The 23,700-nt window shown below is 64.0% G+C and carries 21 protein-coding genes; 5 read left to right on the plus strand and 16 right to left on the minus strand.

Annotation, left to right across the window (positions count from 1 at the left end; genetic code table 11):
* Nucleotides 1-3: 3 nt before the first annotated feature.
* The 7 genes from aroB to ACIPK7_RS25885 are packed head-to-tail and all read right to left on the minus strand — an operon-like array spanning nt 4 to nt 6,657.
* On the minus strand, nt 4-1,110 hold the full coding sequence (gene aroB / locus ACIPK7_RS25855) for a 3-dehydroquinate synthase (RefSeq protein ID WP_401091051.1): 1,107 nt from the start codon (nt 1,108-1,110) through the stop codon (nt 4-6).
* 50 nt (nt 1,111-1,160) lie between these two features.
* Nucleotides 1,161-1,679: a shikimate kinase AroK gene (gene aroK / locus ACIPK7_RS25860; RefSeq protein ID WP_401091053.1), complete on the minus strand. Its 519-nt coding sequence runs from the start codon at nt 1,677-1,679 to the stop codon at nt 1,161-1,163.
* A gap of 8 nt (nt 1,680-1,687) precedes the next feature.
* Nucleotides 1,688-3,766 carry a type IV pilus secretin PilQ gene (gene pilQ / locus ACIPK7_RS25865; protein ID WP_401091055.1) on the minus strand — a complete coding sequence of 693 codons (2,079 nt, stop codon included), beginning with the start codon at nt 3,764-3,766 and terminating at the stop codon, nt 1,688-1,690.
* Between the two features lie 53 nt (nt 3,767-3,819).
* Entirely contained in the window at nt 3,820-4,344 is a 525-nt protein-coding gene (gene pilP, locus ACIPK7_RS25870) for a type 4a pilus biogenesis lipoprotein PilP (protein ID WP_138213933.1), read from the minus strand.
* Nucleotides 4,341-5,003, minus strand: coding sequence for a type 4a pilus biogenesis protein PilO (pilO, locus tag ACIPK7_RS25875; protein ID WP_401091057.1), 663 nt, complete (start codon nt 5,001-5,003; stop codon nt 4,341-4,343). The genes pilP and pilO overlap by 4 nt, the downstream gene beginning before the upstream one ends.
* Nucleotides 5,000-5,593 carry a type 4a pilus biogenesis protein PilN gene (pilN, locus tag ACIPK7_RS25880; RefSeq protein ID WP_192435943.1) on the minus strand — a complete coding sequence of 198 codons (594 nt, stop codon included), beginning with the start codon at nt 5,591-5,593 and terminating at the stop codon, nt 5,000-5,002. Before pilN ends, pilO begins: the two co-directional genes overlap by 4 nt.
* Nucleotides 5,593-6,657 (minus strand): pilus assembly protein PilM, encoded by a 1,065-nt coding sequence (locus tag ACIPK7_RS25885; RefSeq protein ID WP_017520515.1) that lies wholly within the window; start codon nt 6,655-6,657, stop codon nt 5,593-5,595. The genes pilN and ACIPK7_RS25885 overlap by 1 nt, the downstream gene beginning before the upstream one ends.
* Before the next feature lie 186 nt (nt 6,658-6,843).
* Between ACIPK7_RS25885 and ACIPK7_RS25890 the strand changes: the two genes are divergently transcribed.
* Together ACIPK7_RS25890 and ACIPK7_RS25895 are read left to right on the plus strand one after the other, a co-directional pair.
* Nucleotides 6,844-9,273 carry a penicillin-binding protein 1A gene (locus ACIPK7_RS25890; RefSeq protein WP_401091060.1) on the plus strand — a complete coding sequence of 810 codons (2,430 nt, stop codon included), beginning with the start codon at nt 6,844-6,846 and terminating at the stop codon, nt 9,271-9,273.
* Between the two features lie 176 nt (nt 9,274-9,449).
* Nucleotides 9,450-9,917 (plus strand): hypothetical protein, encoded by a 468-nt coding sequence (locus tag ACIPK7_RS25895; protein ID WP_401091062.1) that lies wholly within the window; start codon nt 9,450-9,452, stop codon nt 9,915-9,917.
* Here the strand turns inward: ACIPK7_RS25895 and ACIPK7_RS25900 are convergent.
* From ACIPK7_RS25900 to tkt, 8 genes are all read right to left on the minus strand, one after another.
* Nucleotides 9,893-10,405, minus strand: a complete 513-nt coding sequence (locus tag ACIPK7_RS25900) for a YgjP-like metallopeptidase domain-containing protein (protein WP_401091064.1) — start codon at nt 10,403-10,405, stop codon at nt 9,893-9,895. The genes ACIPK7_RS25895 and ACIPK7_RS25900 overlap by 25 nt on opposite strands.
* A 49-nt stretch (nt 10,406-10,454) precedes the next feature.
* On the minus strand, nt 10,455-11,225 hold the full coding sequence (locus ACIPK7_RS25905; protein WP_151188553.1) for a class I SAM-dependent methyltransferase: 771 nt from the start codon (nt 11,223-11,225) through the stop codon (nt 10,455-10,457).
* Nucleotides 11,226-11,267: 42 nt separating this feature from the next.
* Nucleotides 11,268-11,696, minus strand: a complete 429-nt coding sequence (locus ACIPK7_RS25910) for a hypothetical protein (protein WP_081515413.1) — start codon at nt 11,694-11,696, stop codon at nt 11,268-11,270.
* 73 nt (nt 11,697-11,769) lie between these two features.
* Nucleotides 11,770-12,834, minus strand: coding sequence for a class II fructose-bisphosphate aldolase (fba, locus tag ACIPK7_RS25915; protein WP_401091066.1), 1,065 nt, complete (start codon nt 12,832-12,834; stop codon nt 11,770-11,772).
* A 120-nt stretch (nt 12,835-12,954) separates the two neighbouring features.
* Entirely contained in the window at nt 12,955-13,290 is a 336-nt protein-coding gene (locus tag ACIPK7_RS25920) for an MliC family protein (protein ID WP_192435937.1), read from the minus strand.
* Nucleotides 13,291-13,714: 424 nt separating this feature from the next.
* Entirely contained in the window at nt 13,715-14,878 is a 1,164-nt protein-coding gene (locus ACIPK7_RS25925) for a phosphoglycerate kinase (protein WP_401091069.1), read from the minus strand.
* A gap of 28 nt (nt 14,879-14,906) precedes the next feature.
* Nucleotides 14,907-15,953, minus strand: coding sequence for an erythrose-4-phosphate dehydrogenase (gene epd / locus ACIPK7_RS25930; RefSeq protein WP_192293181.1), 1,047 nt, complete (start codon nt 15,951-15,953; stop codon nt 14,907-14,909).
* Between the two features lie 57 nt (nt 15,954-16,010).
* Nucleotides 16,011-18,008, minus strand: a complete 1,998-nt coding sequence (gene tkt, locus ACIPK7_RS25935) for a transketolase (protein WP_401091071.1) — start codon at nt 18,006-18,008, stop codon at nt 16,011-16,013.
* A gap of 224 nt (nt 18,009-18,232) precedes the next feature.
* Here tkt and ACIPK7_RS25940 point away from each other — a divergent pair, with 224 nt between their 5' ends.
* From ACIPK7_RS25940 to ligB, 3 genes are all read left to right on the plus strand, one after another.
* Nucleotides 18,233-19,234 carry a metalloregulator ArsR/SmtB family transcription factor gene (locus ACIPK7_RS25940; RefSeq protein ID WP_192435934.1) on the plus strand — a complete coding sequence of 334 codons (1,002 nt, stop codon included), beginning with the start codon at nt 18,233-18,235 and terminating at the stop codon, nt 19,232-19,234.
* A gap of 17 nt (nt 19,235-19,251) precedes the next feature.
* A complete protein-coding gene (gene metK, locus ACIPK7_RS25945) occupies nt 19,252-20,442 on the plus strand; it encodes a methionine adenosyltransferase (protein WP_192435933.1) in 1,191 nt (396 codons plus the stop codon).
* A gap of 148 nt (nt 20,443-20,590) precedes the next feature.
* Complete coding sequence (gene ligB / locus ACIPK7_RS25950; RefSeq protein ID WP_401091074.1) at nt 20,591-22,258, plus strand: NAD-dependent DNA ligase LigB; 1,668 nt, start codon at nt 20,591-20,593, stop codon at nt 22,256-22,258.
* Between the two features lie 5 nt (nt 22,259-22,263).
* On the opposite strand, the gene ACIPK7_RS25955 is transcribed toward ligB, so the two are convergent.
* Entirely contained in the window at nt 22,264-23,568 is a 1,305-nt protein-coding gene (locus tag ACIPK7_RS25955) for a ferric reductase-like transmembrane domain-containing protein (RefSeq protein ID WP_401091076.1), read from the minus strand.
* Nucleotides 23,569-23,700: the final 132 nt, after the last annotated feature.

Below are 23,700 nucleotides of genomic sequence, written 5' to 3' on the forward strand. Positions count from 1 at the left end.
ACCTCAGTGTTCTCCTGCCTGACCGACCAGTGTCTGGTAGTCAGCGCGCAGTGTTTCTTCCAGAATCTCACGGGGGAATTCGGCAGTGACGACCGCGCCCCCCAGCCCTTGGAGCAGTACCAGACGCAGACGGCCATCGAGCACTTTCTTGTCGACGGCCATGTGCTCGAGAAAATGCTCGGCGCTCATTTCTTGCGGCGGGACCACCGGTAGCTTCGCCGCGGCGAGCAGGCGGACTCCGCGATCGAGTTCGGCCTTTGTCAGCCATCCCAGCCGATGCGACATCTCAAGCGCCATCACGGTTCCCGCACCCACGGCTTCGCCGTGCAGCCAGACGCCATAACCCATGTGAGTCTCGATGGCGTGGCCGAAGGTATGACCCAGGTTGAGGGTGGCGCGCACGCCGGTCTCCTTCTCGTCGGCGCCGACCACACGGGCCTTGGCCGCGCAGGAGCGCTCGATGGCCTCGGTCAACGCTGTCGCTTCCAGCGCCAACAGAGCATCCATGTGCGCTTCCAGCCAGGTGAGGAAAGGCTCGTCGCAGATGAAGCCGTACTTGACCACTTCCGCCAGGCCCGCCGACAGCTCGCGCGCCGGCAGGGTCTTCAGGGTGGCGGTATCGATGACCACGGCCTGGGGCTGGTAGAAGGCCCCGACCATGTTCTTGCCCAGCGGGTGGTTGATGCCGGTCTTGCCGCCCACCGAGGAATCCACCTGGGACAGCAGGGTGGTCGGCACCTGGATGAAGTCGACGCCACGCTGGTAGCAGGCCGCGGCGAAACCGGTCATGTCGCCGATGACGCCGCCGCCGAGGGCGATCAGAGTGGTCTTGCGGTCGTGGCGCGCAGTCAGCAGGCCATCGAAGATCAGTTGCAGGGTTTCCCACTGCTTGTAGGCCTCGCCGTCGGGGAGCACGACCGTGGTGACCTTGTAGCCGGCCAGGGTCTTCTGCAGTCGATCCAGGTACAGCGGCGCGATGGTTTCATTGGTGACGATGGCTACCTGACGGCCGCGGATGTGCGGCTCGAAGTAGTGCAGATCGTCCAGCAGCCCCTCGCCGATATAGATCGGGTAGCTGCGATCGGCCAGATCGACGTTGAGTGTGCGCATGAAACCCCCGGACAGGAAAGGGGACTAGGATACCGCAGATTGCAGCGCCGTTAATGGCGCTCCAGCTCACGCAGGCGCTCGATGATCTCCAGCACGACGAGCCGCGGAGGCCGCTCGTCGGTTTCGATGATCACATCGGCAATTTCGCGATAAAGCGGGTCGCGCATCTGCATGAGATCACGAAGGATCTGCTCCGGATTGGGCTTCTGCAGCAACGGGCGATTCTTGTCGCGCGCCGTGCGGGAAATCTGCTGCTCGACTGAAGCGTGCAGGTAGATCACCTTGCCGCCGCTTTTGAGGATGAGCCTATTGGCGTCGCGCATGACGGCGCCGCCGCCCGTGGCGATGACCATGCCCCCTTCATCGCACAGCTCGGCCAGCATCGCCTGCTCACGCTCACGGAAGCCAGCCTCGCCCTCGACATCGAATATCCAGGGGATGTTGGCTCCGCAGCGCTGCTCGATCTCTTTATCCGAATCTTTGAAGACGAGGTGAAGCTCTTTGGCGAGAAGACGCCCGATGGTGCTTTTACCAGCACCCATCGGGCCTACCAGAATCAAATTGGACACGACATTGATCAACGGCCGATGGCAATGGCCTGATTATTCATGATCCGCGGGGTAAGGAAAACCAGCAGCTCATTCTTGCTGTCGGTCACATAGTCGTTCTTGAACAGGCGGCCGATCATCGGCACATCGCCCAGGAACGGCACCTTGGCCGTGGACTTGGTCTGGGTGTTGGAGAACACGCCACCGATCACGATGGTTTCACCATCGTTGACCAGCACTTTAGCGTTCACCTCGTTCTTCTTGATCGGCGGTACGCCGTTCAGGGCGTTGGCGTAGTCCGGCTCGTCCTTGTTGACCTTCACTTCCATGATGATGCGGTTGTCAGGAGTGATCTGCGGAGTCACTTCCAGCGACAGTGCCGCCTCCTTGAAGGACACCGAGGTTGCGCCGCTGGAGCTGGCTTCCTGGTAAGGAATTTCCGAGCCCTTCAGGATCTTCGCGGTTTCCTTGTCCGAGGTGACCACCTTCGGCTGCGACACCACTTCACCGTTACCGGTTTTCTCCATGGCGTTGAGCTGGAGATCCAGGATGGTGTTGTTGGTGGTGAAGCCGATGCTGATGCCCGAGGTCGGAGTGGTATTGGAGGTACCCAGGTCAACGAAGGTGTTGCCGGTGCTGTTGGTGCCGCCGGAGACATCGAAGTTGCCGTGACCGGAGAGCGAGCCGCTCCAGTTCACACCCAGCTCCTTGGTGTAGTCGACGTTGGCTTCGACGATGCGCGCCTCGATCATCACTTGGCGCACCGGGATGTCCAACTGGGCGACGATGCGACGCAGCTCGTCCAGGCGATCCTGGGTCTGGTAAGCGATGATGCTGTTGGTGCGGTCATCCACGGTGATCGAGCCGCGGTTGTCGCCCTGCGCAGCCGCCGCAACGCCCGGAGCGCCACCACCACTGCCGGTCACGGAGCTGAACAGCTTGGCAATGTCCGCCGCCTTGGCGTAGTTCACCTGAATCAGCTCACGACGCAGCGGAGCCAGTTCGGAGATCTGCTTCTGCGCTTCCAGCTCCTGACGCTCGCGAGCGGCGATCTCGTCAGCCGGCGCGACCAGCAGTACGTTGCCGACCTTGCGCTTGTCCAAGCCCTTGGTCTTGAGTACCAGGTCCAGCGCCTGATCCCACGGCACGTTCTGCAGGCGCAGGGTGATGTTGCCCTGCACAGTGTCCGAAGCCACCAGGTTCAGGTCAGTGAAGTCAGCGATCAGCTGCAGCACCGAGCGCACGTCGATGTCCTGGAAGTTCAGCGACAGCTTTTCACCGGTGTAGGCGAAGGTGTCCTTCTTGCGCTTCTCGGCATCGTCCTGGGTCAGCGGCTTGATGCTGACGGTCATGCGGTTGTCAGTCTGGTAGACGAGGTAGTCGTATAGGCCGGTCGGTTCAATGGTGATGCTGGCCTTGTCACCCACCGCGGAGGCGTTGACCAGCTGTACCGGGGTAGCGAAGTCCTTCACATCCAGGCGGACGCGCAGATTGTCCGGTAACTGGGTACGCGGGAAGTCCAGGCGAATCTTGCCGCCCTGCTCCTGGATGTCCGGGCTGACAGTCGGATCGGACAGGTCGATGACAACGTTGCCTTCACCCTGCTCGCCACGCTGGAAGTCGATGTTGCGGATCGCCTTGCCAACCGGGACGTAAGGCTTGGGCGCCGCAGGCTTGGCCGCCGGTTCCGAAGTCGGCGCCGCGGAGGCGTAGGAGCTGGAAGTCGCTGCGCCTGCGCCGACCACGACGTACAGGTTCGAACCTTCCGCACGGGTGCTGTAGGGCACGAGGGTCGCCAGATTCACGATCAGACGAGTACGGTCCTTCGCCTCGACCACGGTCAGGCTGCGGGCATTGCCCACGCCCAGTTCGCGGTTCTTGCTGCCCAGTTTGTTCTGCACTCCCGGCAAATCCAGCGCGATACGCGCCGGCTGCTCGATGGTGTAGCCACGCGGCGCGGCCACCGGCTCGTCGAAGCCCAGCTTCAGCTCCACGCGATCGCCCGGCAGTGCCGCCACATCGACACTCTGCAGGTTCGCAGCCAGCAGAGCCGGCGCGAATGCGGCCGCGAGCACGGAAATGCCGAGGCGGGAAAGCTTTCTATTCATCGTCTGAATCCGTCGTGCAGACTGCTGTTTGTTATCCATGTTCATCCCCGCCCTTAGGAGCGTTCCTTGAGAGTCAGACTGCGCGGACGCTCCAGCCAGCCACCCTCACCATCAGGAACGATTTCAATCACGTCGATCTTGGCTTCGTTGATCGCAACGATCTTGCCGTCGTTGCGCCCAAGGTAGTCACCCACTCGTACCCGATGCACCCCACCTGCACCTTTCACGAGAGCAAATACCTGACTGTCCTTGGCCAGGGTGCCGACCATTTCGAAGGTTTCGATGTTGAAGCCTTCGAGGAACTGCTTGACCCGAGTTTCATCGGGCTTGATGACCCTGTTGCCCTTCTGCTTGATCGCCAGGTCGATCTTCACCGGTGGCTGGAAGGGACTGCGCAGGGACGAAGCGCTATAGGTGAAGGCCTCGTAGCTCTGGAACTTGGGCAACGGCTCGATCGTCCCCTTCGGGCGAGCGCGGACTTCGTCCATGTAACCCTGCAGGTCGGCAAAATCACTACCCGAGCCACAACCGTTCAACGTCAGGAGCAGGAAACTGCAAATGATCAGGCGCCCCCTCATTTCTTAGCTCCTGTCTTCGCTCCAGCCGCCGGGGCAGTAACCTTCACGCCCTTGTCGTTGTAGCGATAGGTTTTCGCCAGGATGCTCATGCGCAGCTTGGAGGTGCTGTCGGAGCTCGCCGGTTTGATATCGAAGTCATGCAGCGTGACGATCCGCGGCAGGCTGGCCACGCCACTGACGAAAGTCGCCAGATCATGGTATCCGCCTACGACGCTGATCTGGATCGGCAGCTCGATATAGAACTGCTGGGTCACTTCCGGCAGCAGCTTGATCTCCTCGAACTCCAGGCCGCTACCCAGCCCAGTGCGGGTGATGTCTTCCAGCAGGCCGGGCACTTCGGTATCGCTCGGCAGTTGGCGCAGCAGGGCGCCGAAGGATTCTTCCATCTCCTTCATCTGCCCCTTGTAGGCTTCCAGGTTCGCCGCCTGGAAGGCCTTGGTCGAGAACTGCTGCTTGAGGGTCTGTTCTTCCTCGCGGTTTCGGTCGAGCTGATCCTGCAGGTCCTTCAGATGGAAGTTGTAGCCAAGCGCCAGAACCACGGCCATCAGCAGGATACAGGCGATGACCTTGACGGCTGCCGGCCAGGAACCAAGGTTGTTCAGGTCAAGATCGTTGATATCGATCTTGCGCAAGCTCTCAAGAGAACTGGCCAGACTCATTTTTTGGCTCCTTGCGGGGTGTTCTGCTTGTCCTGCTCCTCGCTGCCGGGCTGGGTCTGCTGCACCGTCAACTGGAAGACGTTCGCCTGATCCAGCGCGCCCTGGGTAACCGCTTTAACTTCGGTCAGGTTCGGCGAAGTCAGCCACTCCGACGAGTCGAGATTGCGCATGAGGTTCGAAACGCGGTTGTTGGACTCGGCCGCGCCGGCAATGGCAATGGACTTCCCGGTCATCTTCAACTGAGTGAAGAAGACGCCATCGGGCAGGGTGCGGACCAGTTGGTCGAACACCCGGCCAATGATCGGGCGGTTGCCCTGCAGGTCCTGAATGATCTTCATCCGCTCCAGCAGTTGCTGGCGACGGGTCTTCAGCTCACTGATCTCCTTGATGCGCGCATCCAGCACGGCGATTTCCTTGCGCAGGAAGTCGTTGCGCGCAGTCTGGTTCTCGATGGCCGAATTGAAGTACTGATCACCCAGGAAAACGATCGCCCCGGAAGCCAGAAGAACGGCACCCAGGATCACCAGGAAGCGCTGCTTGCGCTCCTCGCGCAGTTGCTCCCGCCACGGCAATAGGTTGATGCGTGCCATCAGTCGAAACTCCTCATCGCCAGACCGCAGGCAATCATCAGCGCGGGCGCATCACTGGCCAGCGCACCAGCGTTGACCTTGCCACTGAGCACCATGTCGGCGAAGGGGTTGGCCACCAGGGTTGGAGTACCGATCTTCTGCTGGATCAGGCGATCCAGGTCAGGAATGGACGCAGTGCCCCCCGCCAGCAGGATGTAGTCCACATCGTTGAACTGGCCGGCCGCGAAGAAGAACTGCAGCGAGCGCGACACCTGCTGAACCACGGCGTCCTTGAACGGCTGCAGAACTTCGCTGTCGTAGTCATCCGGAAGACCGCCCTGCTTCTTGGCGAGACCAGCCTCCTCGACCGACAGCCCATAGCGACGCTGGATCTCCTCGGTGAGCTGACGCCCGCCGAACAGCTGCTCACGCGTATAGATAGTGCGGCCATGGTGCAGGACGCTCAGCGTAGTCATGGTGGCACCGATATCGACCACAGCAACTGTGAGCTCGTCGGCATTGCCACCCAACTGGTCTCCCAGCAGACTGAACGCCCGCTCCAGCGCGTAGGCTTCGACGTCGACGACCTTGGCCGTCAGGCCCGCGAGCGCCAGCGCAGCTTCGCGCACCTCGACATTCTCCTTCCGGCACGCGGCGAGAAGAACATCGACGCGATCCGCGTTGCGCGCGGACGTGCCCTGTACCTCGAAGTCGATCGCGACCTCTTCGAGGGGATAGGGGATGTACTGGTCAGCCTCGATCTTGAGCTGATTTTCCAGCTCGTCGTCCGAGAGTCCGCCGTCCATCTCGATGGTTTTAGTGATGACCGCCGAGCCGGCAACCGCGACCGCAGACGTTTTCACTGCGGTCCGCGCCTTGGCGACCACACGTGACAGCGCCTGGCCGACACCCTCCAGCTCAGCGATGTTCTTTTCTACCACTGCATTGGGCGGGAGCGGCTCGACAGCATAGGCCTCTACCTTGTAGCGGCCTCCAGAGCGGCTCAATTCGAGAAGTTTGACCGAAGTCGAACTGATGTCTATCCCCAGCAGCGTGTTCGCTTTCTTATTGAAGAGCCCTAGCACGACTGATTTCCTATCAGCATCCGAGACTTACGGACGATTTATGTTTTTCCACATTAGATACCAGACTTGACAGCTTCGCAAATGGCTCGCCAGCAAAAAAACTGCTTATAATGTGATCAGCTTTTCCCTTTTTACCGCGCCATCCGCTTAACTCTTTCTTTTCCCTGGAAATCCAAGACCTTCCCGATGCGCCTGCTGAAGTTTCTGTGGTGGACATGCGTCACCATTATTTGTGGAGTGCTGCTCAGTTTCAGCGGCGCCTATCTGTACCTCAGCCCGAACCTCCCGTCCGTGGAGGCCTTGCGCAACGTGCGATTGCAGATGCCGCTGCGCGTGTACAGTGCTGATAACAAATTGATAGCAGAGTTTGGCGAGATGCGCCGAACGCCGATTCGATTTGCTGAAATCCCCCCGGATTTCACCCACGCACTGTTATCGGCTGAAGATGACAATTTCGCCAACCATTATGGCGTGGACGTCAAAAGCCTGATGCGTGCTGCCGCGCAATTATTGAAGACCGGGCACATCCAGACCGGCGGCAGCACCATTACCATGCAGGTGGCGAAGAACTACTTCCTCACCAACGAGCGGAGTTTCTCCCGCAAGATCAACGAGATCCTGCTGGCTCTGCAGATCGAGCGCTCGCTCACCAAGGACGAGATCCTCGAGCTCTACGTCAACAAGATTTACCTGGGCAACCGCGCCTACGGCGTCGAAGCCGCCGCCCAGGTCTATTACGGCAAGTCCATCAAGGACCTGAGCCTGGCGCAGATGGCGATGATCGCCGGCCTGCCCAAGGCACCGTCGCGCTACAACCCACTGGCCAACGCCGCACGCAGCCTGGAACGTCGCAACTGGATTCTCGAGCGCATGCTCAAGCTCGGCTTCATCGACCAGCCGCGATATCAGGCCGCCATCCAGGAGCCGGTTGGTGCGTCCTACCACGTGCAGACACCGGAACTGGCAGCGCCCTATATCGCCGAGATGGCCCGCGCCGAACTCGTCGGCCGCTTCGGTGGCGACGCCTACACCGAGGGCTATCGGGTCTACACCACGGTGCGCAGCGATCTGCAGGAAGACGCCAACACCGCCCTGCGCGAAGGTCTGCAGGATTACGACCAGCGACATGGCTATCGCGGCCCCGAGACGCGCCTCCCCGGCAAGACTCGTGATGCCTGGCGCCAGGCTATCGCGCAGCAGCGCCCGCTCGGCGGCCTGGAACCGGCCATCGTCACCCAGGTCGAGAAGAGCGGCGCCATGGTCATGACCCGCGACGGCAAGGAAGAAGCCCTGAGCTGGGACGGCATGAAGTGGGCCCGCCCCTACCTGAGCAACAACAGCATGGGGCGCATGCCCAGCCAGCCCAGCGATGTGGTGCAGGCCGGCGACGTAATCCGCGTGCAGCGCAAGGATGACGGCTCGCTGCGCTTGACCCAGGTGCCGGCCGCGCAAAGCGCCCTGGTGTCGCTCAACCCGCAGGACGGCGCGATCATGGCGCTGGTCGGCGGCTTCTCCTTCGAACAGAGCAACTACAACCGCGCCACCCAGGCACGTCGCCAGCCCGGCTCCAGCTTCAAGCCGTTCATTTACAGCTGTGCGCTGGATAACGGCTTCACCGCCGCCTCGCTGATCAACGACGCGCCTGTGGTGTTCTACGACGAGTACCTGGACAAGGTCTGGCGGCCGAAGAACGATACCAACACATTCCTCGGCCCGATCCCCATGCGCGAGGCGCTGTACAAGTCACGCAACATGGTGTCGATCCGCATCCTCCAGGCCCTGGGCGTCGACCGCGCACGCAACTGCATCAGCAAGTTCGGCCTGAACAAGGACGACCTCCCGCCGAACCTGTCCATGGCCCTTGGCACCGCGACTCTGACTCCCATGGAGATCGCCAGCGCCTGGACCGTCTTCGCCAACGGCGGCTTCAAGGTTGCGCCCTACATCGTGCAGCGCATCGAAAGCCGAGACGGGCAAGTGCTGTACCAGGCCAACCCGCCGAGCATTCCGCAGAACGAGGAACAGGCGCAGGCGCAGCCACAACCGGCCGCCACCGACGCCTTCGGCAACGACGACCCGAGCCAGGCCAAAACCACCATCGAGCCAGCGGCGGCCGAGCGCGTCCTCGATGCGCGCACTGCGTACATCATGACCAGCATGCTGCAGGACGTGATCAAGCGCGGCACGGGGCGGCGCGCACTGGCGCTCAAGCGCGATGACCTGGCAGGCAAGACCGGCACCACCAACGAATCGAAGGACGCCTGGTTCTCCGGCTTCAACGCCGACTTCATGACCACCGTCTGGGTGGGCTTCGACCAGCCGGAAAGCCTCGGCCGCGCCGAATACGGCGGCAACGTCGCCCTGCCGATCTGGATGCGCTTCATGGGAGCAGCGCTGAAAGACAAGCCGTCGCACCTGTTGCCCGAGCCGCCCGGCCTGGTCAGCCTGCGCATCGATCCGGTCACCGGCCGTGCGGCGCCTCCTGGCACCCCGGGCGCGTACTTCGAACTGTTCAAGAACGAAGACACGCCGCCGTCGATGAACGAACTGGCGCCCGGCAGCGCCCCCGGTAGCGGCATGCCGGCAGACGAAGAAGCGCCGATCGATCTGTTCTGACAGAAAGGCCCCTCCCCGGAGGGGCCTTCTCATTTTCGGGAATCGTTCCCGACAAAATTATGGCATTTAGCCAAGTCATTGATTAATCTGGGCTTTGCGGCGGCGAACAACCCCAGGCGACCGACCCCATCCGGCGCGTCAGGGGCTTCCCGCGGCAACTTCATCAGGAGGTTCGGATGCCACGCGCCCTGCCCGGCTGGCTGTTCTGCCTGATCGCCCTTCTGCTTGGCGCGCCCCTGCTGCGCCTGCTCGCACAACCCCGCTCGCTCGAACCCGCACCCGATCTCGTCTATCTCGATCAGTTATTCTCGGTACTGATCGCCAGCGCCGGCCTGACGGGATTGCTGATCGCCTTCCTGCTGCACCTGGCCGGGCGAATCCTGGCCGCACTGGCGCTCCTGGTGCCGGCAATCGCTCTTTGCGCATGGCACCTCACCCATACCCACCTCGGGCCGGTTTCGCCCACGACGGAGCAGTACGAATGGCTGCTGGCAGGCCTGGCGACCTATGCGCTGGTGCTGGCGGGCGTCAATTGGCTGAACCGGGGCGAGAGCGGCCCGCGCACGGCGCTGCGCTATCTGGGCTTCGCCCTGCTGCTGCCGTGGTGCCTGGGGCTGCTCTACCTGGGGCGGCTGTACTTCTGAGGCAGGTCGCGCCAGGTCAGGTAGACACGCAGGTCGAACTCCAGCTGGTGATAGCCGGGCAGCATGTGCTCGCAGAGCTGGTAGAAGGCCTTGCTGTGATCGCGCTCCTTCAGATGCGCCAGTTCGTGGACGACGATCATCTGCAGGAATTCGGGGGCCGCGTCCTTGAACAGCGAGGCGACGCGGACTTCCTTCTTCGCCTTGAGCTTGCCGCCCTGCACGCGGGAGATCGCCGTGTTCAGGCCCAGCGCGCGCTGCACCACATCCAGCTTGTTGTCGTAGAGCACCTTGTCCACCGCGGGAGCGGTGCGCATGTACTGCTGCTTGAGGTCCATGGCGTAGCCGTACAGCGCCTTGTCGCTCTGCACGTCATGACGACCCGGATAGCGGCGCTCCAAGTACTCGCCGAGGCGCTCCTGCTCGATGAGCTGGCGCACCTGATCCTGAAGTTGTGGCGGATAGGCCTGGAGATAGCGAAGCGGCTGCATGGGATACGACTGGCGGAGGAAGCGTCCGCCAGTCTACCGCATTCCCCGGTCAGGCCAGCGCGCGGGTGCTGTAGGCCTCGGTGCGATAGGGGAAGGCGACTTCGCTGCGCCCCTTCAGCGCCGGGTGCGTGGCGATCAGTTCGTGAAGTTGCTCGGCGACCCGCTGCTTCTGCTCGTCGGGCAACGCCGCGATGAAGCTCACCGACAGGGTACGCGCGACAATCACCTGCTCCGGCGGGCCGATGTGCTGGTAGCTGAATTCGCGCAGGCGCAGGTCTTCGAAGCGCGACCCGGCAAAGGCGCGGCGCCACTGCCCGGTGTGGAAGCGCGGCGTGCTGCCTTCGTAGCGTTCGAGAATGCGCGTCACCTGGGCAACCCAGTCGACACGCTCGTCGCGCACATTCCAGACCAGCCCGAGATGGCCGCCCGGTCGCAGCACGCGATGGATTTCCTCCAGCGCCCGCTCGTCGGCGAACCAGTGGAAGGCCTGGGCACAGGTCAGCGCATCGACGCTTTCCGTCACCAGCGGCATCGCCTGGGCCGTGCCGTTGAGCACCTTCACAGCGGGCAAGGAAGCACCGAGCTGCTCCCGCATGGCCGCCACCGGCTCGATGGCCGTGACCTGCGCACCAGTGCGCAGCAACAGGGAAGTGAACTTCCCGGTACCGGCACCGAGGTCGACCACTTCCGTGTCGGCACCTATGCCCAGCTCCTCGCCGAGCCAGCCCAGCAGCTCGTCGGGATAGTCCGGGCGCCCGTGGGCGTAGGCCTTCGCCTCGCGGGAGAAACCTTCCTGCGCACTGCCATGTACATCCGTCATCTTGCCTCCAGAGCCGGTCCGGCCCGCCTCGAGCACCAGCGCTCAGCGGAACCGGCAGGCCTTGCCGTCGAGAGTGGTCTTTCCATCAAGGTAACTACGGTAGCAGCTGAGCAGACGCGATTCCTTGATACGGCAGCGCTTCTGCCGGCACTCGCTGGAGAACTCGAAGCGCCCACCATCCGGATCGGCCAACTGGATGCGGATCGCCGGCCAGCCTTTCTTCGGTGCCTTCTCCGGCGTACTGAGCACGCGGTTCTCGTTTTCCACCAGGGCTGCGCCCGCCTCGGCATAGTCGAAGACGAACAGCAGGGTGCGCGAGGTCTTCAACGTGCATTCCTGGTGAGTCAGGCAGTTCTGCGCGTCCACCGGCAGGTCCACCGGCGGCTTGGAAGGCGGCGCGACAGGCGCGGTCGGGCGCAGCGAGCAACCGGCGAGCGTCAGCAGCAGGACACAAAGCAAGGCACGCAGCATCGGCGGCTTCCTTCTGGCGGATACGAAAGAGCCCCGCGGGGCGGGGCTCTTCAGGGACAAAGCAGTAGCGGGATCAGTTGATCTTCGCGACCAGCTCACCCTTGGCGTAACGCTGGAACATGCCTTCCAGGGAGATCGGCTTGATCTTCGAGGCATGGCCGGCGGTGCCGAAGGCTTCGTAGCGGGCGATGCAGATATCACGCATGGCGACGATGGTCTTGGCGAAGAACTTGCGCGGGTCGAACTCGCTCGGCTGCTCGGCCATCATGCGGCGGATGGCACCGGTGGAAGCCAGGCGCAGGTCGGTATCGATGTTGACCTTGCGCACGCCGTGCTTGATGCCTTCGACGATTTCCTCGACCGGCACGCCGTAGGTTTCCTTGATGTCGCCGCCGAACTCGTTGATCACCTTCAGCCACTCTTGCGGCACCGAGGAGGAGCCGTGCATCACCAGGTGGGTGTTGGGGATGCGCTTGTGGATTTCCTTGATGCGCTCGATGGAGAGCACGTCGCCGGTTGGCGGCTTGGTGAACTTGTAGGCGCCGTGGCTGGTGCCGATGGCGATGGCCAGGGCGTCGACCTGGGTCTTCTTGACGAAGTCGGCGGCTTCTTCCGGGTCGGTCAGCAGTTGGCTGTGGTCCAGCACGCCTTCGGCGCCAACGCCGTCTTCCTCGCCGGCCATGCCGGTTTCCAGGGAGCCGAGGCAGCCCAGCTCACCTTCCACGGACACGCCGCAGGCGTGGGCGAAGGCAACGGTCTGCTGGGTGACGCGGACGTTGTACTCGTAGTCGGCCGGGGTCTTGCCGTCTTCCTTCAGCGAGCCGTCCATCATGACGGAGGAGAAGCCCAGCTGGATGGAGCGCTGGCAGACGTCAGGGCTGGTGCCGTGGTCCTGGTGCATGCACACCGGGATGTGCGGGAATTCTTCGATGGCCGCGAGGATCAGGTGGCGCAGGAAGGGCGCACCGGCGTATTTGCGGGCACCAGCGGAGGCCTGCACGATCACCGGGGAATCGGTCTTGTCGGCCGCTTCCATGATGGCGCGCATCTGCTCGAGGTTGTTGACGTTGAAAGCCGGAACGCCGTAGCCGAACTCGGCGGCGTGATCCAGCATTTGGCGCATGCTGATGAGTGCCATGGTCTTCGCTTCTCCCAGAAGTCAGGCTCGGTTACACGAGCCCCTTAAATACATGTTTGGAAGCCTGCCGCAGGGGCAGGCCGTGTTCAAGTCTTCCGGCGCATGCCGGACAGTCGGCGCTCAGCGCGCCTGGCAACCACGACCAATCAGGTCGTTGCTCTCGACCCAGTAGACCAGGCCCTGGTCACCTTTGATGCTCAAGCCGATCAGCCCGTCGCTATAGAAAGCGCCGGAGCCGCCGGGTTCCTCTTCCAGGTGATGAACCACGTCGTCCTCACCCAGCTTCAGGTCGACGACCGACTTGCTGGGGTCGACGTAGCGCCATCGCACCTCGGCCTCGCTGTCGCAGACCCAGTGGTTCCAACTGCCCTTTGAGGCAGTGCTGCCGCCTGTCGAGTGGCTGGAACAACCCGCCACCAGCGCAAGCGCCAGGGTCGGGACGAGATAACGCAGCATCGGGCGACTCTCCTTCGGGCGGACGCGCCGCCGGATATCCAATACGCCAGATTGCCCGTCCCGCCGCAGGAACGCCAGTGCCGCCTGTACTCACGCACAGGCGGCACTCTCGGATCGTTATCCCGACCGGCCACCCCTGTCTCAGGGACAGTTCACCGGCTTCTGGTCGGGCGTCGGATCGCCGCTGCTCTGGCTATCCACCCGTTCGCGGTTCTGGTCCGAAGGCACCATGACCGAAGGCGGGCTCATCACTTCACAGGTACTGGGAGCTCCACCGCTTCCGGCACAGCCGACCAGCACGAGGCAAAACGACAACAGAGGGACGACAGCTCGCATGACCGTTCTCCTTGACATCCGTACAAGGCTTGTGACCCGGGGATGCCGCAGAGGTTTGCTTTACTGTCGCCCGGCGGTGTCGCCAGGATCAGGCCTTGGCGCGCTGCTCCAGCACTTCCACGGCCGGCAGGACCTTGCCCTCGACGAACTCGAGGAAGGCGCCACCACCGGTGGAAATGTAGGAGATCTGCTCGCCGATGCCGTACTTGTCGATAGCCGCCAGGGTGTCGCCACCGCCGGCGATGCTGAAGGCGGTGCCTTCAGCGATGGCCTTGGCCAGGGTTTTGGTGCCTTCGCCGAACTGGTCGAACTCGAACACGCCGACCGGACCGTTCCACAGGATGGTCTTCGAAGTCTTCAGCAGCACGGCGAACTGGGCGGCGGTCTTCGGACCGATGTCCAGGATCATGTCGTCGTCGGCCACGTCAGCGATGTCCTTGACGGTGGCAACGGCGGTCTCGGCGAACTCCTTGGCAACCACGACGTCCACCGGCAGCGGAACGCTGACCTTGGCGGCGATGGCCTTGGCGGTGTCGACAAGATCAGCTTCGTACAGGGACTTGCCGACCTTATGGCCCGCCGCAGCGAGGAAGGTGTTGGCGATGCCGCCGCCGACGATCAGCTGGTCGCAGATCAGCGCCAGGCTGTTGAGCACGTCGAGCTTGGTCGAGACCTTGGAGCCGGCGACGATGGCCGCCATCGGGCGTGCCGGGTTGCCCAGGGCCTTGCCCAGGGCTTCCAGCTCGGCAGCCAGCAGCGGGCCAGCCGCGGCGACCTTGGCGAACTTGGCTACGCCGTGGGTCGAGCCCTCGGCGCGGTGGGCGGTGCCGAAGGCGTCCATAACGAATACGTCGCACAGGGCGGCGTATTGCTGGGCCAGCTCGTCGGCGTTCTTCTTCTCGCCCTTGTTGAAGCGCACGTTCTCGAACAGCACGACTTCGCCCGGCTTCACTTCGACGCCGCCCAGGTAGTCCTTGACCAGCGGCACGGCGCGGCCCAGAGCATTGGACAGGTAATCGGCGACCGGCTGCAGGCTGTTCTCTTCGGAGAATTCGCCTTCGGTCGGGCGGCCCAGGTGCGAGCAGACCATCACCGCCGCGCCCTTCTCCAGGGCCAGCTTGATGGTCGGCAGCGAGGCCAGGATGCGCGCGTCGCTCTTGACCACACCGTCCTTCACCGGAACGTTGAGGTCTTCGCGGATCAGTACGCGCTTACCTTGGAGGTCGAGGTCGGTCATCTTCAACACGGTCATGACAGTCAGTCCTGTTGGGGCTGTTTGATTAACGTTCGGTAGCGGCGACCCGCAGGAAGTGCCCTGCGGTGTCGAGCATGCGGTTGGCGAACCCCCACTCGTTGTCGAACCAGGCCAGCACGTTCACCAGGCGGGGGCCGGAAACGCGGGTCTGGCTGCCATCGACGATGGCCGAATGCGGGTCGTGATTGAAATCGCAGCTGGCGTGGGGCAACTCGGTATACGCCAGCAGGCCTTTCAGCGGGCCTTCGGTGGCGGCCTGGCGCAGCACGCGGTTGATCTCCTCGGCGGATGTATCGCGGGAGACCTGCAGCGTGATGTCCAGGGCCGAGACGTTCACCGTCGGCACCCGAATGGCTTTGGCCTGGATTCGCCCGGCGAGTTCCGGCAGCAGGCGCTCGATGCCCCGCGCCAGCCCCGTGGACACCGGGATCACCGACTGGAAGGCCGAGCGCGTGCGGCGCAGGTCTTCGTGGTGGTAGGCGTCGATCACCGGCTGGTCGTTCATCGCCGAGTGGATGGTGGTGATCGAGACGTACTCGATGCCCACGGCCTCGTTCAGCAGCTTGAGCAGCGGCACGCTGCAGTTGGTGGTGCAGGAGGCGTTGGATACCAACATCTCAGCGCCGGAAAGGCCTTGCTGGTTGATGCCGAAGACCACGGTGGCGTCGATGTCCGCCTCGCTGGCCATCGGCTGCGAAAACAGCACCCGCGGCGCGCCTGCACCGAGGAAGCGCTCGCCGTCGGCGCGGGTGTTGTAGACGCCGGAGCATTCCAGCACCAGATCGATGTCCAGGGCGCGCCAGTCGATGGCCTCGGGTTCGGCTTCGCGGAACACCTTCACGCAGTCGCCGCCCACGTGCAGGCAGCCGTCGGCCACACTCACCTCGCCGGGGAAGCGGCCGTGGGTGGAGTCGAAGCGGGTCAGGTATTCCAGGCTGGCCAAGTCCGCCAGGTCGTTCAGCGCGACGATGGAGAAATCAGCCTTGGCGCCGCGTTCGTGCAGGGCACGGAACACGCAGCGGCCGATACGGCCGTAGCCGTTGAGGGCAACTCGGTAAGGGCGCTTGGACATTGTTATCCCTTGGTGATCGCTGCCGGGGCTTGGTGCCCCGGCAGGTTCGGGCGCTCGTCAGGCTTCAAGCAGCTCGGCGGCGACTTCCAGCACGTTCTCGACGGTGAAGCCGAAGTGCTCGAACAGCGCCGGGGCCGGGGCCGATTCACCGAAGGTGGTCATGCCGATGACGCGGCCTTCCAGGCCGACGTACTTGTACCAGTAGTCGGCGTGGGCGGCTTCGATGGCGATGCGCGCGCCGACCTGCACCGGCAGCACGGCCTGCTTGAAGCCGGCGTCCTGCTGGTCGAAGACGCTGGTGGACGGCATGGAAACCACGCGCACCTTGCGGCCTTCGGCGCTGAGCTTGTCGAACGCCTGGACGGCCAGGCCGACTTCGGAGCCGGTGGCGATCAGGATCAGTTCCGGCTCGCCGTCGCAGTCCTTCAGCACGTAGGCGCCACGGGCCACGTCGGCCAGCTGGGCGGCGTCGCGCGGCTGGTGCGGCAGGTTCTGGCGGCTGAAGATCAGCGCGGACGGACCATCAGCACGCTCGATGGCGTACTTCCAGGCCACTGCGGATTCCACGGCGTCGGCCGGGCGCCAGGTGTCCAGGTTCGGGGTCAGGCGCAGGCTGGCCAGTTGCTCGATCGGCTGGTGGGTCGGGCCGTCTTCGCCCAGACCGATGGAGTCATGGGTGAACACGTAGAGCACGCGCTGCTTCATCAGGGCGGACATGCGCACCGCGTTACGGGCGTACTCCATGAAGATCAGGAAGGTCGCGCCGTAGGGGATGAAGCCGCCGTGCAGGGCCACGCCGTTCATGATGGCGCTCATGCCGAACTCGCGTACGCCGTAGAACATGTAGTTGCCGTTGGCATCGTCGGCGGTCACCCCCTTGCAGCCCTTCCACAGGGTCAGGTTGGAACCGGCAAGGTCGGCGGAGCCGCCCAGCAGTTCCGGCAGCAGCGGGCCGAAGGCGTTCAGGGCGTTCTGGCTGGCCTTGCGGCTGGCGATGGTCTCGCCCTTCAGGGCGACATCGGCGACGTAGGCGGCGGCCTTCTCGGCGAAGTCCGCTGGCAGTTCACCGGCAACACGGCGCTCGAACTCGGCGGCCAGTTCCGGGTGCGCAGCCTGGTAGGCGGCGAAACGCTTGTTCCACTCGGCTTCACGGGTGGCGCCGATGTCCTTGGCGCTCCACTCGGCGTAGATGTCCGCCGGGACTTCGAACGGCGCGTGGTTCCAGCCCAGCGCGGCGCGGGTGGCGGCTACTTCGTCGACGCCCAGGGCGGCGCCGTGGCTTTCTTCCTTGCCCTGTTTGTTGGGCGAGCCGAAGCCGATGATGGTCTTGCAGCAGATCAGAGTCGGCACGTCGCTCTTGCGGGCGGTCTCGATGGCGGTCTTGATCTCGTCGGCGTCATGGCCGTCGACGTTGCGGATCACCTGCCAACCGTAGGCTTCGAAGCGCTTGGGGGTGTCATCGGTGAACCAGCCGTGGACTTCGCCGTCGATGGAGATGCCGTTGTCGTCGTAGAAAGCGACCAGCTTGTTCAGGCGAAGGGTGCCAGCCAGCGAGGCGACTTCATGGGAGATGCCCTCCATCATGCAGCCGTCGCCCAGGAAGGCGTAGGTGTAGTGGTCGACGATGCTGTGGCCGTCGCGGTTGAACTGGGCAGCCAGCACCTTTTCGGCCAGCGCCATGCCCACGGCATTGGCGATACCCTGGCCCAGCGGGCCGGTGGTGGTCTCGACGCCGGCGGTGTAGCCGTACTCCGGGTGGCCCGGGGTGCGCGAGTGCATCTGACGGAAGTTCTTCAGGTCATCGACGGTGACGTCGTAACCGGTGAGGTGCAGCAGCGAGTAGATCAGCATCGAGCCGTGGCCGTTGGACAGCACGAAGCGGTCACGGTCGGCCCATTGCGGGTTGCTCGGGTTGTGCTTGAGGTAGTCGCGCCAAAGCACCTCGGCGATATCCGCCATGCCCATGGGGGCGCCGGGATGGCCGCTGTTGGCTTTCTGCACGGCATCCATGCTCAGTGCGCGGATGGCGTTGGCTCGCTCACGACGGCTGGGCATCGCTAATCTCCTGCGGGGGCTGCTTCGAAAGATCGAAGGGAATGAAAAAAGGCCGGTATTTTCGCCCAGCCGGGCCCCGCGGGGCAATGACAGATCGGCAGATGCCTGATGCAAGGCACGCGCTTGGGGGGTGCAACTGGTCAAAAACCACTCATCAGCCAATATCAAAACTTTTTGATACAGCTATTGCCCACCCTGAAAGCCGCGACTAGACTGCGCGACCTATGAGTCTGCGCCTGCCCGAAATACGCCACGACGATTGCGATCAACTGGCTGCCCTGTGCAAGGCCGGCGGCGATCCGCTGCGGCTGAACGTGCTGCGGGTGCTGGCCAACGATTCGTTCGGAGTCCTGGAGCTGGCGCATATCTTCGGTGTCCGCCAGTCGGGCATGAGCCACCACCTGAAGGTGTTGGCCCAGGCCGGCCTGGTCGCCACGCGCCGCGAAGGCAACGCGATCTTCTATCGCCGCGCCCTGCCCCAAGGCGAAAGCCTGGGTGGCACGCTGCACGGTGCGCTGCTCGAAGAAGTGGACGAACTGGCGCTGGCCGACGACGTCAGCGCCCGCATCGATGGCGTACATGCCCAGCGTGCCGCCGTCAGCCGCGACTTTTTCGCCCGCAGCGCGGAGAAGTTCCAGGCGACCCAGGACCTGATCGCAGGACTGCCGCAATACCGCGAAAGCGTGCTGGCGGTGCTCGATGCCTTGAGCTTCGCCCCTGGCGCTACGGCGCTGGAAGTCGGCCCCGGCGACGGTGGATTCCTCCCCGAGCTGGCCCGGCGTTTCGATCAGGTCACGGCGCTGGACAACAGCGAGACCATGCTCGAGATGGCGCGGCAACGTTGCGCCAGCGCAGGTTTGAACAACGTCCGGCTGCGGCTGGGCGATGCCTTGCAGGACGTCGACGACGCGGCGGACTGCGTGGTGCTGAACATGGTGCTGCACCATTTCGCCGCACCGGCAGAGGCCGTGAAGCAGTTGGCCCACCTGGTGAAACCCGGTGGCAGCCTGCTGGTGACCGAACTCTGCAACCACGACCAGAGCTGGGCGCGCGAGGCCTGTGGTGATCTCTGGCTGGGGTTCGAACAGGAAGACCTGGCCCGCTGGGCCGACGCCGCCGGGCTCGCGTCCGGCGAAAGTGTGTACATCGGTTTACGCAATGGCTTTCAGATCCAGGTACGGCACTTCGCCAAACCGGATTCGCGAAGCGTCCTCACCCACCGGTAAATGATAGGAACCGTTAGATGAGCGAATACTCTGTTTTCACCTCCGAATCCGTCTCCGAAGGCCATCCGGACAAGATCGCGGACCAGATTTCCGATGCCGTGCTCGACGCCATCATCGCCAAGGACAAATACGCCCGCGTGGCCTGCGAAACCCTGGTGAAGACCGGTGTCGCGATCATCGCCGGTGAAGTCACCACTTCTGCCTGGGTCGACCTGGAAGACCTGGTGCGCAAGGTCATCATCGACATCGGCTACAACAGCTCCGACGTCGGCTTCGACGGCGCCACCTGCGGCGTGCTGAACATCATCGGCAAGCAGTCGGTGGACATCAACCAGGGCGTCGACCGCGCCAAGCCGGAAGACCAGGGCGCTGGCGACCAGGGCCTGATGTTCGGCTACGCCAGCAACGAAACCGACGTACTGATGCCCGCGCCGATCTGCTTCTCCCACCGTCTGGTGGAGCGCCAGGCCGAGGCCCGCAAATCCGGCCTGCTGCCGTGGCTGCGCCCGGACGCCAAGTCTCAGGTCACCTGCCGCTACGAGAACGGCAAGGTGGTCGGCATCGACGCCATCGTCCTGTCCACCCAGCACAACCCGGAAGTCAGCTACAAGGACCTGCGCGAAGGCGTGATGGAGCTGATCATCAAGCAGGTGCTGCCGGCTGAACTGCTGCACAAGGACACCCAGTTCCACATCAACCCGACCGGCAACTTCGTGATCGGCGGCCCGGTGGGCGACTGCGGCCTGACCGGTCGCAAGATCATCGTCGACTCCTACGGCGGCATGGCCCGTCACGGCGGCGGCGCGTTCTCCGGCAAGGACCCGTCCAAGGTCGACCGTTCCGCGGCCTACGCCGGCCGCTACGTGGCCAAGAACATCGTTGCCGCCGGCCTGGCCGAGCGCTGCGAAATCCAGGTGTCCTACGCCATCGGCGTGGCCCAGCCGACCTCCATCTCGATCAACACCTTCGGCACCGGCAAGATCAGCGATGACAAGATCATCCAACTGGTCCGCGAGCACTTCGACCTGCGTCCGTACGCGATCACCAAGATGCTCGACCTGCTGCACCCGATGTACCAGCCGACCGCGGCTTACGGCCACTTCGGTCGCAACCCGTTCGAGATGACCTACGGTGACGACACCTTCACCGCCTTCACCTGGGAGCGCACCGACAAGGCTGCCGCCCTGCGTGACGCCGCCGGCGTGTAAGACCCGGCAGCAGGAAAAGCCCCGCCTCGGCGGGGCTTTTTCGTTTCTGTTCTCCCACAAAACCTCGCGAAAAATCCATGTCCTTCTCGGCATCGAGCGCTGCTTTCCGGTCCTAGCCTTGCGGGTTTCCGCCATCCGGACGCTCGCCATGCCTCGCCTCGCCCTAGTTTTCCTGCTGAGCCTTCCCCTCGTCGCCAACGCTTGTCCCGACTGGCCGGCCGAGCAGGTCCTCCGTCAGGTCGACGCGCTCCGCATACAACTGGAACAGTGGGATAACGCCTACCATCGTGACGGCCAATCACCGGTCGCCGACGAACTTTACGACCAGGCCCGCGAGCGCCTGCGTCAATGGCAGGCGTGTTTCCCGCAGGTCGTTTCCGCCCCCGAATCACCGCTGGCCAATAGCACTGGGGAGGTTCGGCACCCCTTCGTCCACACCGGCCTCGACAAACTTCCCGACGCCTCGGCCGTAGATACCTGGCTGGCCAATCGCAGCGATCTCTGGGTGCAGCCCAAGGTCGACGGCGTGGCGGTCACGCTGATCTACCGCAACGGCCGGTTTACCCGGGCGATCAGCCGCGGCGACGGTACACGCGGGCAGGACTGGACCGCCAATGCACAACGGATCGCCGCAATCCCCAAGGAACTACCCGACACACGCGATACGCTGGTCCTGCAAGGCGAGCTTTACTGGCGCCTGCCACAGCATGTGCAGGCGCTGAAGGGCGGAGCGGGTGCACGCGGCAAGGTCGCCGGACTGATGGCGCGCAAGGAGCTTGGCGATGAGGGCACGCAGATCGGCCTGTTCATCTGGGAATTGCCAGACGGACCGCTGGAGATGGCCGAGCGCCTGGCACGCCTGCGCCAACTGGGATTCGGCGACAGCGCCGAGCTGACCAAGGCGGTGGCGGGGCGACCCGAAATCGAAGCCTGGCGCGAACGCTGGTATCGCCAGCCCCTACCGTTTGCCAGCGACGGCATCGTCATCCGCCAGGGCCGCCGGCCACCGGGCAAGGCCTGGAGCGCACAGGCACCTGGCTGGGCAGTGGCCTGGAAGTACGCCCATCAACAGGCACTGGCCGAAGTGAGGCGCGTGGAGTTCAAGGTCGGCCGCAGCGGGCGGGTTACACCAGTGCTGCATCTCGCCCCGGTGGAGCTGGATGGACGGACCATCCAGCGCGTCGGCGCCGGCTCGCTCAAGCGCTGGCGCAGTCTCGACATCCGCCCCGGCGATCAGGTCGCCGTCGCCCTCGCCGGACTGACCATCCCTCGCCTGGACGGCGTGGTCTGGCGCTCGCCAATTCGCCCCGAGATGGTTGTGCCGGCGGACGAACAGTTCAACGCCCTCTCCTGCTGGCAGCCCACCGAGGGCTGCGCGGAACAGTTTCTCGCCCGCCTGCAATGGCTGAGCAGCAAGAACGGTCTGGGACTATCGGGCGTCGGTCCGGGCACCTGGCGGCGCTTGCACGAAGCCGGCCTGCTGTCGGGACTGCTCGACTGGATGACGCTGACCCCGGAACAACTGAGCCAGGTGCCCGGCCTGGGCGAGCGCAGCGCCGCTAGCCTGCACCAGCAGTTCCAACTGGCTCGCCAGCGCTCGTTGGTTGTCTGGTTGCGCGCTCTCGGTGCTCCCTCCCCGAGCGCCCATCCGGCGGGAGAGGACTGGTCCGCACTGGCCGCCCGCAGCGCGCCGCAATGGCAGGAGCAACCGGGCGTCGGCAAGATCCGCGCGGCGCAATTGGAAGCCTTCTTCAAGGCGCCGGAAGTCGTGCAACTACGCGAGCGGTTGCACGACCTCGGTGTCGCCGGCTTCTGAGCGCCTCAGCGCATCTGGAAGGCTTCCTGATGGAAGCGGCTGCCCGGCATGCCTTGGCGGCGCAGGTCGCGGCGCAGCAGTTCGGCAAGCGCCTGCGGACCGCAGAACCAGACGCTCGGCCAGCGCCCCTGCGCTCCGGGCTGCAGGCCAAGGTCCGCCGCCTGCAGGTAACCCTCGCTTTCGCTGTAATGCACGCGCAGATCGATGCGCGGCAACTTCGCGCACAACTCACGCAGCCGGCCCGCGTAGATGGCATCGGAGGGCGAGCGCACGCAATACAGCAGCCTCACTTCCGGGCAGTCCTCCGGCCGCGCCTGGAGCGACTCGAGCCAGGCCAGGAATGGCGTGATGCCGATACCACCGGCGATCCACACTTGCCGCTCGCCCTTGTCGCGGCGGAAGTCGAAGCGGCCGTAGGGGCCTTCCACCTTCACCGGATCACCGACCTTCAGGGCATCCTGAAGACGCTGCGTGTAGTCGCCGAGCGCCTTGATGCTGAAGCGCACCTCGCCGTTGCCCTGATCGCCGCTGGAGAGGGTGAAGGGATGCTGCCCCTCCAGGCGATCACAGGTGAGGAAGGCGAACTGCCCGGCACGGTGCTGCCAGCGGCCCTGCAGCTTGCACGTCACGTCCAGCATGCGCTCGCCGGGGCGCTCGATCGCTACGACGACGCCTTCATGGGTGCGCCGGCGGCCGATCTGCCCGGTCAGCGCCCAGAGCGCGCAGAGGCTGCCCACCACTGCACAGAGGGCCACCAGCCAGCCCACCGGCTGAGCCCAGTAGCCGGCTGGCGCCAGCACCACGCCATGGAAGGCGAGCACCAGGTAAACCACCGCGAGGGTTTTGTGGACGTAGCGCCACAGGTGGTAAGGGAAGCGCTGCCAGAGGGTGATGACCAGCATCGCCGCCAGCAGCCAGGCGGACCACTCGCCCAACTCCTTGGCCGAGCCACGGAACTCGTCGAGGAAGGTTTCCACCCGAGGCCCCTTGGCCGGCTTGGCGATGAACTCGGCAAGCAGCGGCCCGCCCAGTTCCATCAGGTAGTGCAACAGGCCCAGCACGATGGCCAGGATGCCCGCCCACTTGTGCGCGCGGTACATGCGGTCGAGGCCGTCCAGCGGCTTTTCCAGCCAGACCGGGCGCACCGCCAGCAGCATGATCAGTGACATCAGCGCGAAGGATGCGACGCCGGTAAAGAGTATCGCCTGCTTGCGCAGAACCCAGATGTCCAGGGTTGCCGGCGGGTCGACGAACAGCGCCAGGCCAAAGGTGGCCGCGACGGCCAGAAGTACGATCCAGATAAGTTTCATGAGTCCTCCTTGGGGCGCCAAAGCAGCGAACCCAAGCGGAAGCTGAAGGAACCTTCTGAATTATCCCTTAATTTCGAAAGGTCTTTAGGCGGGCAACGGCGATGCCATGATTTATGTCAAAAGCATTGTCCT

The organism is Pseudomonas sp. NPDC086581, assembly GCF_044746165.1.
Lineage (GTDB): Bacteria > Pseudomonadota > Gammaproteobacteria > Pseudomonadales > Pseudomonadaceae > Pseudomonas.